10 protein-coding genes are annotated in these 12,408 nt (G+C 35.1%); 6 read left to right on the top strand and 4 right to left on the bottom strand.

Annotation, left to right across the window (positions count from 1 at the left end; all coding sequences use genetic code 11):
- The first annotated feature begins 1,293 nt into the window (after positions 1-1,293).
- Together BUC21_RS16745 and BUC21_RS01405 are read left to right on the top strand one after the other, a co-directional pair.
- Complete coding sequence (locus BUC21_RS16745; RefSeq protein ID WP_073398726.1) at positions 1,294-3,153, top strand: RNA-binding domain-containing protein; 1,860 nt, start codon at positions 1,294-1,296, stop codon at positions 3,151-3,153.
- Between the two features lie 407 nt (positions 3,154-3,560).
- Positions 3,561-4,184, top strand: coding sequence for a hypothetical protein (locus BUC21_RS01405; protein ID WP_073398725.1), 624 nt, complete (start codon positions 3,561-3,563; stop codon positions 4,182-4,184).
- A 10-nt stretch (positions 4,185-4,194) separates the two neighbouring features.
- On the opposite strand, the gene BUC21_RS01400 is transcribed toward BUC21_RS01405, so the two are convergent.
- On the bottom strand, positions 4,195-5,400 hold the full coding sequence (locus BUC21_RS01400) for an outer membrane protein assembly factor BamB family protein (RefSeq protein ID WP_073398724.1): 1,206 nt from the start codon (positions 5,398-5,400) through the stop codon (positions 4,195-4,197).
- A gap of 333 nt (positions 5,401-5,733) precedes the next feature.
- Between BUC21_RS01400 and BUC21_RS01395 the strand changes: the two genes are divergently transcribed.
- The 4 genes from BUC21_RS01395 to BUC21_RS01380 all read left to right on the top strand — a co-directional run bounded on the left by BUC21_RS01395 (position 5,734) and on the right by BUC21_RS01380 (position 9,308).
- Positions 5,734-6,357, top strand: a complete 624-nt coding sequence (locus BUC21_RS01395; RefSeq protein ID WP_073398723.1) for a DUF6088 family protein — start codon at positions 5,734-5,736, stop codon at positions 6,355-6,357.
- Positions 6,350-7,390: a nucleotidyl transferase AbiEii/AbiGii toxin family protein gene (locus BUC21_RS01390; RefSeq protein WP_073398816.1), complete on the top strand. Its 1,041-nt coding sequence runs from the start codon at positions 6,350-6,352 to the stop codon at positions 7,388-7,390. The genes BUC21_RS01395 and BUC21_RS01390 overlap by 8 nt, the downstream gene beginning before the upstream one ends.
- 230 nt (positions 7,391-7,620) lie before the next feature.
- Positions 7,621-8,055, top strand: coding sequence for a LexA family protein (locus tag BUC21_RS01385; RefSeq protein ID WP_073398722.1), 435 nt, complete (start codon positions 7,621-7,623; stop codon positions 8,053-8,055).
- Positions 8,055-9,308, top strand: a complete 1,254-nt coding sequence (locus BUC21_RS01380) for a Y-family DNA polymerase (protein ID WP_073398721.1) — start codon at positions 8,055-8,057, stop codon at positions 9,306-9,308. Before BUC21_RS01385 ends, BUC21_RS01380 begins: the two co-directional genes overlap by 1 nt.
- A gap of 196 nt (positions 9,309-9,504) precedes the next feature.
- Here the strand turns inward: BUC21_RS01380 and BUC21_RS01375 are convergent, their stop codons facing one another.
- From BUC21_RS01375 to BUC21_RS01365, 3 genes are all read right to left on the bottom strand, one after another.
- Positions 9,505-10,008, bottom strand: coding sequence for a hypothetical protein (locus tag BUC21_RS01375; RefSeq protein ID WP_073398720.1), 504 nt, complete (start codon positions 10,006-10,008; stop codon positions 9,505-9,507).
- Between the two features lie 281 nt (positions 10,009-10,289).
- Complete coding sequence (locus BUC21_RS01370; protein ID WP_073398719.1) at positions 10,290-10,811, bottom strand: ester cyclase; 522 nt, start codon at positions 10,809-10,811, stop codon at positions 10,290-10,292.
- A 319-nt stretch (positions 10,812-11,130) separates the two neighbouring features.
- A complete protein-coding gene (locus BUC21_RS01365) occupies positions 11,131-12,336 on the bottom strand; it encodes an MFS transporter (RefSeq protein ID WP_073398718.1) in 1,206 nt (401 codons plus the stop codon).
- Between the last annotated feature and the right edge of the window lie 72 nt (positions 12,337-12,408).

Raw genomic sequence — 12,408 nt, 5'->3', positions numbered from 1 at the left:
GTATATATCGTCATATCTACAGTTGTGCCCAATGCCTTGCTCAATCCCTTTATCAGTTCCCGGCGAATAAAGTAATCTTTCAGCATAACGGTATGTGTTTAATGATTTACCAATTTATTTTTGTATAGCAACTACGTATTTGTTGGATGAACCAATAGTATCCCTTGTTTTTTACGATGGCAAAAGTACATTTTCTGCATAGATGCTCCAAAAAAACGTGTAAAATGATGTGTAAATGTGTGTAAATAGTGTGAATTGTGTGATATGATGTTTTTAGGTGGTAAATCCCAATAAAAAAAAGAATATAATTGAACTTATGCAATTAAAAAACGGGACCAAAAGGGGCCACATTTTTTTCTTTGTAACTGTTTGGTTATAAGTTAATTGCCGTGTAAGAAAAATTTATCAGGGACATAGAAGTGTTACAGAATAAATAATATTAAATATTAGTTTATATTAAAATATAAACCAGATAATTGTTCCTTTTTCGAATAAAATAACCGGTTTAGGCAGATTGATAAATGCTAACAATAAGATTGACTTTAAAGATCTCGCGAGTGGTTTCGTTTAAAAGCTTAGGAGCTCCCAGAGTATTTCAGATTATATTGGTTTGAGCAGATGTAAGTTCAATGTTTTTTTTCATCATGATCTGCTTCCAGCATTTTTTTATAAACCTTTGGCTCCTTAATTCTCTTTCTTCGTTTTTGGGAATGTAACATTTAGTCTGGATTCTATTCAACAATAATTTTATTTCATAGAGCAAAGATTTTTTTTTATTGGTGAATGGATTATTGGATATACTGTTTAATTGATTTTTTTTAAAGAAATTACTACTGAATAAGTTGTTATAAGTTAAAAATATTTTTATCTTTGTAATTCGAATAAACCGTGTAAAAGTGGATTTAAACGCATTTTTAGATAATTACACAAAATAGTAATGGCAACACCATCTTATAAGGAAATTGAAGAAAAAATCAAAGTATATTAAGAACATTCCATTACAGCGGAGGGAGTAGGCTATGTTTTACTTGAAGCTTTTTGTATGACTAAAACAAGTGTATAACGGGTTTGCTCTGGAAAGATAAACCTGGCCATTATGATGGTTTTTAGTAAAGAAAAAGCTAACTTACCAGGTTGCTTCTACAGAACAACTTGTATCAGTACCCGAAGAAGTGAAAACCAATACAAAAGATTTAAATAAATTAACACCTTAATTTTGTTTGGTGGCTAAAATAGTGGCTATGAGAAATGATGCGACAATAAATGATTTACCATTAAGCGACAAATAATATAATGACAAACGAAGAAGTAAAAATATTGCTGAACGATCTGGAGAGTGATAGAATAGAAAGAACTGTGTCCACAACAAATACTGATAAATTTTGTCAGGCTGTCTGTGCTTTTTCTAATGACCTTCCGGATAGTAAACAATCTGGATTTTTGATTATTGGAGCTAATGATGATGGTTCTTTGTCCGGGCTAAAAGTTACAGATGAGTTGATGCGTAATATAGCTGGAATTCGTGCTGATGGAAATGTCTTGCCTCAGCCAGCAATAACTGTTACAAAATTTGCATTTGAAGAAGGAGAATTACTTGTTGCAGAAATACAACCTTCAGACTTTACACCAATTCGTTATAAAGGTAGAATTTGGATTAGGGTAGGGCCACGAAAGGCTATTGCTAATGAAGCAGAAGAAAGAATATTAATAGAAAAAAGAGTGTCTAATATAAATTCTTTTGATGCTCTACCATGTTTTGGTGCTGTGCTAGATGATCTGAATACTGAGCTTTTTAAATCTTTGTATCTTCCGAAGGCTATTGATGCAGATGTTTTGGCAGAGGATAAAAGAGACGTAAAAGCTCAGCTAGAATCTCTTGGTTTTTTTGAGAGCAGATACAATAGTCCTACTAATGCAGGGATATTAATGTTTGGGAAAAGACCGGAACGTTTTCTTCCGGGAGCTTATACTCAGTATGTAGAATTTAATGGTATTAATGCTGCTGCTGATATTCTGAAAGAATATAAATTCGCGGGAAATCTTTGTGAGATACTATCAAAGCTGGATCAGTTTATAGACACAAGTATTGTTAATCGTCGTCCTGTTCCGGTAAGTGCATTAAGAGAGCAAATAGTTTTTAATTATCCTTATTGGGCTACTCGTGAATTGTTGATGAATGCTATTATGCATCGAGATTATCAAACAAATGCACCGGTTAAGTTCTATAAATATGTTGATCATATAGAGATTGCAAATCCAGGTAACCTTTATGGCAAAGCTCGCCCAGAAAATTTTCCAGATGTAAATGACTATCGTAATCCTATCATTGCAGAAGCTATGAAGGTGTTGGGGTATGTAAATCGTTTTAATCGTGGAATAATTCGGGTTCAAAAAGAGTTGGAAGAAAATGGAAATGGCAAAGCTATATTTAATTTAAATTTGTTGACTGCCTTTAGTGTTACAGAATTTGTTTCAACTTTAGCTGAAGAAATTCAGTTTAAAGAAACTAATAAACCCAAAAGTAACCATGATAGTGACTATGATAGTGACTATGATAGTGACTATGATAGCAATTATCAATATAAGATTCTCGAATTTTGTATTGTTCCAAAAAGTAGAAAAGATATCATGAATCTATTGGGATTAAGTACACATACTAAAAATTACGATAAATATATAGCTCCGCTGCTTAATACAAATTTTCTAGAAATGACTTTGCCGGATAAGCCGAAAAGTAAGAATCAAAAATATGTAATAACGGATAGAGGTATAGATTTCTGTAAATTATCGAAAGAATATATTCAGAACTATAAGATGAAATATGATAATGTTTATAAGTCGGAATATCTTAGAGATGAACTTTTACAAAAGTTCAATGAATGGGGTATGAAGAAGGTTATTGATGAGGTTGGACTATTTTCTGGGGTTGGTAAAGAGTTATATTATAAGAATATAGGTGAGAATAGATATCTTATTTTTAGTTTTATTAATCGTCCGGATTTGAATGCTTATATTTTCGATCCTTGGATTGCTTCATATAATAATGACGAAGAAATAGGAAAGGTACAATACATTAGTAAGGAAGAAGGATTTGCAAATATGAATTTTAATTTAGAAAGAGATTATCATTACATTAAAGAGTTTGTTGAATAGAAAATCTTCAAGATCTTTCTTCTTTAACTCGACACCCAAAACATGAATCGTTAATGAAAGCTATAGATAAACTGAACACTAAAGATGGCTCCCAGAAAGCATATACTAAAAACATCTATGAAACAGACACCCGCAGTGCATAAAAGCATCCGTTAGAATCGCCCAGGTAAATCATTCTATTGGCAATACAAAGAGTAGAAAGAATGGACCCCAACCCAAGTATTTGTTTCTCGGATGCAACATAATCGTTGCCATATAGTTTAAAGTTGGCTCTGAATGTTCCATCTTCATTGTACACTAATGGGGCTAAGAAATTATTTTAATAAAAAAAGTCTTGTCGTTATGCAAGATTTTGAATAAATTTTCATTTAATAATAAACACGGTCAGTAATTTAAATTATTAAAATATGAAAGGCTTTAAATTTAATTTTGGACTACTTTTAGTCATTTTCTCTGTACTTGGTATTACGGGTTGTTCTGATAAAGAAGACGAATCGTTGTATTCGGAATGGGAAACTTGTTTGGATAATCATACTGGTAATTATGTATTTGACAATCAAGGCAGGTGCTTTGGAGATGGTGGCGGAATTAGTCAGGAGAATTTTGAGAAGATGGTTACAGGGCATGGATGGAAAAACTATGGAACCTGGGAGATTGACGAGAGTGGGAAAAGGCTTCCTGACGATTTTTATAAGAATGTTTATGGTATTAATCCTGCTAATTTCTATTTTACAGAGGGGAATAAAATTACAACTTATCGAAAAGATGACTCAAAAGCAAACTCTATGCTTTCCGATACTCAGTCATACACATTTAACGGTAGATATGAGGGGGTACCAAGAAGTGTGATATTGCTGGTAGATGGTTCTTATATGCAAATAACAGGCTGGGATTTAGGTGTACATCCCTCTTTCTGTGCAGTCTATCCATTAGGCTTAAAACGTAATAACAAAGATGTTTATGGCGTTTCTATTTTTGTGCAAATGACAGATAAAGAGTTGAAGGAATTTCAAGATGCCAATAAATTATAAAATAATACATCTAAGGAACTGATACCCGCACTGCATAGAAGCACCCGTTAGAATCGCCCAGGTAAATCATTCCATTGGCAATGCAAGGGGTAGAAAGAATGGAGCCCAACCCAAGTATTTGTTTCTCGGATGCAACATAGTCGTTACCATATAGTTTGAAGTCGGCTCTAAATGTTCCATCTTCATTGTACACACTATGATAATTCAGTTTGCTACCATCCGTCTGAAATACTTCCCGGATAGTGTTCGAAGCAAGATCTACCTGATATAATTTACCGTTAAAACAGCCAAATAGTACCTGATTGCGTAACAAAATGGCTTCGGCATATACTCTCATATTCAATGAAAATGTTTTTTTTATCTCTCCGGTTGCAGCCGTCATAAGCTGAAAGTGGTGTGAGTCCGACGTTCCGTAGCACAGCAAACCATCAACCAATAGTGGTGCAGCAATAATCCAGCTATTGGTTTCTTCCTTACTCCAGTTGAGTTTACCCGATTCGATGTTCAGCGAATACATAAAGTAATCTCTGCATCCAAATACAACCGAATGGTTGTAGAGAGTTGCTCCCTTCTGAATTTCGCCTATAGGAAAATATTTGTTTCCCTTTGTCTTAAATTTCCAGATTAAACTACCATCCGACAGATTCAGCGCATAAAAATAGCCGTCGAAACTGCCTACAAAAACTTTATCGTGAACAACTAGCGGGGTAGCATGGACAATACCTCCTGTTTGAAATTTCCAACACAAATTACCCGACTGGGGATTTAATGCATAAATACAACCGTCGCCGCTACCTACAATCACTTTATTGTGGGCAAAAACAGGTGAAGATAAATAGTAATCCCATATATCGAGTCTTTTCTCGCCAGCAGTTTGCACCTTCCAGTTTTGGCGTGCTGTGCGTTTATTTATGGAATATATAAAACCATCTGTGCTATTAAAAATGAGGTTTCCTTTGTAGACAAGCGGTTTGGACTTAACTTCTCCGCAGGTTTTAAATTTCCAGTTAAGTTTACCCTCTAGCACATTCAGGGAATACATGCAAGAATCATTGGACCCAACAAATACGGCATTGCCATCAACTACGGGGGATGAATAAATACCGCTTTGAGTGGAATATTTCCATTGCACGCTATATTGAGCCATGCCGTTGAGCGAAAAGACACTCAACAAGGCTACAATAGCATAAGTTTTAAATTTAAGATCAGTATGCATTACTTTATTTTATATTATAATTATACTTCCAGTGTTGTTGCTTATATAACAAAGGTATAATTTTTTGAAAACAATTCACAACTTAAAAGCCTCGAATTTACAGGCAGAAATACATATCTTTTGTTATCCTGAAATGTACTTCTATAGATAAGACCTTTCTTCTCCTGATTTTTTATAACAAATGATGTTCCTCTAAGAAATAACCAGAATTTGAAACTATTTTTAAATTATCTGTATTTTTGCAGAAATATCAGACTTAAATAATCTTAAATATTGGATTTATGCTTAATTATCTGTATTTTTGCAGAAATATCAGACTTAAATAATCTTAAAATGAAATTAGTAAAAAATACACTTACAGGTAAAATAATGAGTCGGATTTCAGAAAGTGAACCGGGTAGCTTGTTTTTTATTAGCGACTTTTCAGAGTTTAACAATGATGAGGTAGTTGGAAAAATATTATCTCAATTAGAAAAGTTAGGTAAAATATCAAGGCTTTCTAATGGGATTTATTTTAAACCAATACAAAGCAGATTTGGTGTTATATATCCTGATACGGAGACAATAGTTAATGCTATAGCAAAAAGAGATCAGGCTCAAATAATGCCAACTGGAAGCACGGCTATGAATCTATTGGGTTTATCGACTCAAGTCCCTATGAATGCAGTGTATATTACAACTGGTTCCAGTAGAACCATTAATATTGGAAAGCGTAAAATAACATTTCGTAGGAGTGTTCCTAAAAATTTTGCTTATAAAGGGAAAATAATGTCTCTTTTGGTACAGGCATTAAAAAGCATAGGAGAAGAAAATGTTACAAATGAACATATGTATACGATTCGTGACTTATTAATGAATAATCAAGAAGAATCTACAATAAAAAACGATTTGCAATTAGCACCACTTTGGATAAAAAAACTACTATCACAAATCATTAATGAACAAATACATGAATAATTGGCAAAAACATTCTAAAGAAGAACAAAAACAGTTACTACAACTTACCGCAGAAAATATTGAAATTCCTATGGATGCGGTAGAGAAAGATTGGTGGGTAACTGTGACTCTCAAAGCCCTTTTTCAGACATCTTGTGCAGATTATCTTCTTTTTAAAGGAGGAACCTCTCTTAGTAAGGGTTGGAATCTAATCCAAAGATTTAGTGAAGATATAGATATAGCAATTGATCAGAGTCGTTTCGAAATTGATTTGACACCCAAAAAAGGTATAAATAAATTAAGAAAGGCTTCCCGAAAATATATCCATGAAGAATTATCGGTCGAGTTAAAAGAACAATTAGACCTCATGGAAATAAAAAATTATACGATAGAGAATATTACTACATATAAAGATGATTTAGGTAATGATAAGCTCATAGATAGCGATAAGGACCCTACTGAAATTCATGTTATATATGATACAATTCTTCAAAGCAGTCATGATTATATTAAACCAAGAATCAAGATTGAGATTAGTTGCCTCTCAATGTCAGAACCTAGCGAGCAAAAAGATATAAAATCTCTTATTTATGATTCTTTTCCTGACGAAGATGACGAAACAAAGTCTATTATTAAAACTGTGCTACCTACTCGTACTTTCTTGGAAAAAGCATTCTTATTAAGCGAGGAATTTCAAAAAGAAAACCCTCGATCTTTACGAATGAGCCGTCATCTGTATGATCTTGAAAAATTGATGGATACTGATTTCGCAACTGATGCACTTAATGATGGTCAACTCTATGAAAGTATTGTAGAGCATCGCTCTAAATTTTATAATTTGAAATATGTTGATTACAATAAACACCATCCGAAAATAATAGACTTTAATCCTCCAGAACATTTAAAAAATGATTGGGAAAAAGATTATAAAGATATGCAGGATAATTTTATATATGGCGATTCTATCTCTTTTACGGAACTACTTACAAGAATAGACGTTTTAAAAAGTAAATTTCAAACAATACCTAACGTTAACCAACTTAACTTTCAATAAGAAGCAATGATGAAAAGTTGATCAATTTTAATCATAGTTGAACTAGTTGTTGCTTGTATAGCAAAGGTATAATTTTGAAAGCAATTCACAACTATTTAATTAATAATAATTTAGGCACAAAGTTGTTGTATGCATTCTAAAAATCTTATTTTTGATCTGTTAATTTGCCAATCAAATATTGATAAACCATGTTTTCTGTGCAACTTTGCAAAAACAAGTAATGTGAACCGATGAAAGAAAAAATATTCAGACAACTGGAAATATATCCGGCAGATACGAGTAAAATGCTCGAGATTCCGTTTGTTGGCAATATAAAAGCGGGATTCCCTTCGCCTGCGGATGATTTTGTGGCTGCGTCTATCGACCTGAATAATATTCTTATAAAGAATCCGGAGGCTACCTTTTTTGCACGGGCAAATGGTACTTCGATGGAATCCGATCTGAGTGATGGGGATCTGTTTATCATTGATAAGAGCTTACCACCTGCCGATGGGAAAATGGCTGTATGCTTTGTAGATGGTGAGTTTACCGTGAAGCGGATTAAGATTGAGAAGACTCGGTGCATGCTTATTCCTTCGAACGCTGATTTCCCTGTCATTGAAGTGAATGAGAATAATAATTTTATGATTTGGGGTATTGTTACCTACGCTATTAGAAAGATGTGATGTTTGCTCTGGTTGACTGCAATAATTTTTATGCCAGCTGTGAAAGGGTGTTTAACCCGGCTCTTATTGGCAGGCCTGTTGTTGTTCTCAGCAATAACGACGGGTGTGTTATTGCACGAAGTAATGAAGCCAAGGCTTTGGGTATTCCCATGGGGGCGCCTGCCTATCAGTATCAGTACACTTTCGAGCAACACAACATTGCGGTGTTTTCTGCCAATTTCACTCTTTATGGTGATATGAGTCACAGGGTGATGAGCATTCTTTCGGGCTATTCGCCGGAACAGGAGGTGTATAGCATTGACGAATGTTTTCTCAATTTAGCCGGCATTGAAGAAGATTTGCATGCTTACGGGGTGAAGATGCGTAAACAGGTGCTTCAGTGGACGGGCATTCCGGTTAGCGTGGGCGTGGCTCCTACAAAGGCTTTGGCCAAGCTGGCAAACAGGATAGCAAAGAAGTATCCCGACAGGACGGAGGGCAGTTATGTGATAGACTCTGAAGAGAAGCGGATGAAGGCTTTGAAATGGATTGCTGTTGAGGACGTGTGGGGCATAGGACGTAGAAATGCTAAGAAGCTGAGGGCAATAGGGGTAAACACGGGGCTTGATTTTGCTATGCTAGACAGGGGATGGGTGCTAAGGAATATGACGATTGTGGGGCTTAGGTTGCTCGATGAACTGAATGGTATATCTCGCATTGATATGGAACCTGCAGAGAATAAGCAGAGTATTGCCACAACACGAACTTTTGAGCATGAGTATAGAACTTTTGATGAGGTGAATGAACGCATTGCTACATTTACTGTGATAAGTGCTGAGAAGTTAAGAAAGCAGTGCTCTATGTGTCAGGCCATCGTTGTGTTTATTGAAACAAGTAGGTTCCGGGAACCGTTTGAGCGATATAACAATAGCATTGTGGTGAAATTGCCTTTTCCTACATCTTCTTCATTGGAGTTGGTTAAATTTGCGAGTGAAGGATTAAAAAAGATATTTAAGCAAGGTTTTCTTTATAAAAGGGCAGGGGTGGTGCTCATGGATTTTGTTCAGGAAGCTAATCTTCAAAGGTCGCTCTTCTTTAACTCGGATCCTAAACATGAACCTTTAATGAAAGCTATAGATACATTGAACACTAAATATGGCTCTCGGAAAATACATCTGGCTGCTCAGGATACTAAAGTATGGAAGATGAAGCAGGAGAAGCTTTCGAAAAGCTTTACTACTGATATCAATGATATTCTGGACGTGAAGATTTAATAACCTGAAATTCGACCTACATTTATTTAAATATTTTGTAGACAAAAAAGCCCCTCTTCACTATAAAGAGAGGCTCTTGTTATATTCGATAAAGCTTATCTTTTATACTGGCAGCAGCTTGGCTGAGCTTTGTAGGCCTTAGAGGTTACTTTAGTCGTCCCGGAGTCATGACCGGCTTTGGCAACAGCCTGCATTACTATTTTATGCGTTTAAATGTGATTGATGTCTTTTGATTGTGTTCTGTAACACTTTCAACAAGCACATCGGGAGTTTTAAACTCTTCGTAATAAACCTTACCACTTGCAACGTTAGGATTCGTAATATCCTTTATTACAACTGCTTTCAATACATTATCCGAGATAAATTCGCATTGATAAAAAATCATTGTACCAGATTTCTTTTCTAGATCCACTGAGTATATTTTATCTGATTTTTTATCATATCCAAATATACTCTTCATCTGATAGACTATCTTATCTTTAACTTCAATTTTAAAGTTGCCAACTATGGAAATTTCTCCGAAAGGAGAAATCTCCGACCAGCCTATTGAGTCTTTTCCTAGTTCGCCTTTCCAGGTACCAATGAACTTTTTAAGCAACTCTACCTGATTGAGTTTCTTTTGGCTGCTTTGCGCCTGCATTCCGTTTGAACATAAAATGAGAAGCAGGGCAATTACTGATGTAATAAATGCTTTTTTCATATTATTATAAATTTGGTTATCCTGATTTTGCTAAATCGTTGTGGCCAGAATTGAACAGAAGAAAAGAAAGAATCCGGAAAACAGATAAAAAGCTACTGGATTAATTTTTCCTTTGAAAGTTATAATTTGTCTGGAATTTGCAGCCGGGACTTGTAATATTAAGAGACTTTTCCTCATTGGAAAGTTTTCTATTACCAAATACTACAAAGGATTATTTCTGCTGTTCAATAGCCTTGTTAATCAGGAATAAATCTTTGTTGCAAGGAATCAAAGAGACTTCCTCATTTTTTTTCATTTTGTTTAATTAAACCGAGCTGTTTCATCCAATTGAGTTCATCATAATAAGTGCGATCTTCTTTGATCAGTCCTTCCGGGGTTAATTTAGCCAGAAATGCTGCTTTAGTAACACTTTTAAGACCTGTTGGCTTAATATCGCCCTCTGGCCCGGCAAGCGGTCCGGTAAAGGTTGCTCTCATTACAATCTCAAAACAAACCTGATCGCCAGAAGCGATAATTTGTGCGTACTCCATTTTTACATCGGGAAATGCACGGAAATATTCAGCGTAATATTTTTCTATTGCTGCCTTTCCACGAACCATTTCATCTCCTTTTACATCGAATAAGATGGCATCATCGGAATAAAATTTAGTTAAGGCAGTAGCGTCATGAGCGTTAAATGCTTTCAGAATTTTATCGCCAAATAGTTTAAAATCAACTACATCTTTTTTCTGATTACAACAACCGCACAGAAGCAAACTGAAAATTAAGCCTGTCAGAATTTTAATTAGATTCGATTTCTTCATTTTTTTTAATTCAATTTAAAAGAAAATTAATCTTCGCAACTCGAAGATACTTTGATTAAAAATCAAGTCAATGCATATTTCGTTTAATTGGAAATTGACATTAACTAAATTGAGAGTGCTTTAAATTACTATTTAGCCAAAGTGTAGATTTGGCAACGTCTTTGAGGTAATGATTTTGATTATTCCTTCATTATTAATCCTCAGACAAATATGCTGATGAAAGGAATACAAATCATGCCAAATTATATAACAATCAGGTAAAGAATTAGATTAATAACCCATTAGGTAGTTATTATTATTTAGCATACTTTTTCCGCTTTTATACACTGATTTTGTGTATCTTATAATGCTTCATAATAAGCAGAAAAACGAGTATGAAGAAGAATCCTATCAGTGTTTCTCCGAAAAGCATCATCTTTACACTGTAATAATCATGAATCCATCCATCAATAGCAACCATGCAAACAAGAGGAATGTTGCCAATGGAGGAAAGTAATGCATACTTGGTAGAAGCAAGGCCATGTCCGATGACATGTAAAACAATTGTTGAGTAGGCGGCGTAGTTTACACCACACATAAAAGCGTAGGCTAATACACCGATAGTATATGTTGACGCCACATAATGGGAAATTCCCATTAAAAACGTTATTGCAGCCAATGCTGCCCCCGAACCGAAATAAGCAATCCACCGGCCAAACTTATCAGAAATGAAACCTCCGGTAAGTCCGCCAAATGCACTTATAAATCCGCTTATTGTTCCGGTAACAAGTGCCACCGTATCAGGACCAGCCTGCCAGTCTTTTGCTACGGACGACCAAATAGATTGAGCAGCTCCAACTCCAATTGGTGTAAAGACTAATAGGGAAGAAAACAGTGCTAAAGGAGAATGAATAAGTTCCTTAATGGCAGTGCCTATAAGTTTTGTTCTTTCCAGAATCTTTTCATTTGATACAGCTTTAACCTGTGGAACCAAATAAAGGGCAAACGAACAACAAAGTATAGCAAAAGCGAGTACCAGAATAGCAGTTTGAACCGAGTAATGAGTGGAGAGCCATAAGCCGGCACCTCCAGTGAGGCCAGTTCCTCCTAAATTGGCAGCCTGGGAGCAACCGGATGCCATGCCCATCCTCTCTTTCTTTACCGTTTTAGCCATAAAACCTCCTACGGGAGATACCACAAATGTAGATGCAACCAGAGAAACAAAAACCAAGGTCATTATGATTGCTTTGAAATTAAGAGTAAGAGGAATGAAACAAAACAGGGATAAGGTAATAGAGCTGAAAATAGCCCCTAAAATATACCATTTGTGTAAGTTCAGAGTTAAATCGGTCATTGGTCCCCAAAGAAAACGCAACACATTGGAAGATAGACCTAATGAGCTAATTATAGCTACAGAAGCAACTGAAAATCCGTTTTGTACTAGCAGGTAGGGTAATGTAACAGTGACAAAACCGCCACATATTCCATAAGGTAGAACAAGAATCAGAAAAGTGAATGGATTGGTATGTTTTCTTTGTACCGACATATACTTCCTTTTTACTATATTATTGATGATTTTACAGTAAAATCTAAACTCGTTTACCATCAATTTAAACAT

Origin of the sequence: Bacteroides luti, from assembly GCF_900128905.1 — a bacterium.
Taxonomy (GTDB): domain Bacteria; phylum Bacteroidota; class Bacteroidia; order Bacteroidales; family Bacteroidaceae; genus Bacteroides; species Bacteroides luti.
Note: the sequence above shows the minus strand (reverse complement) of the source record. Positions and strands in the feature narration are given on the sequence as shown.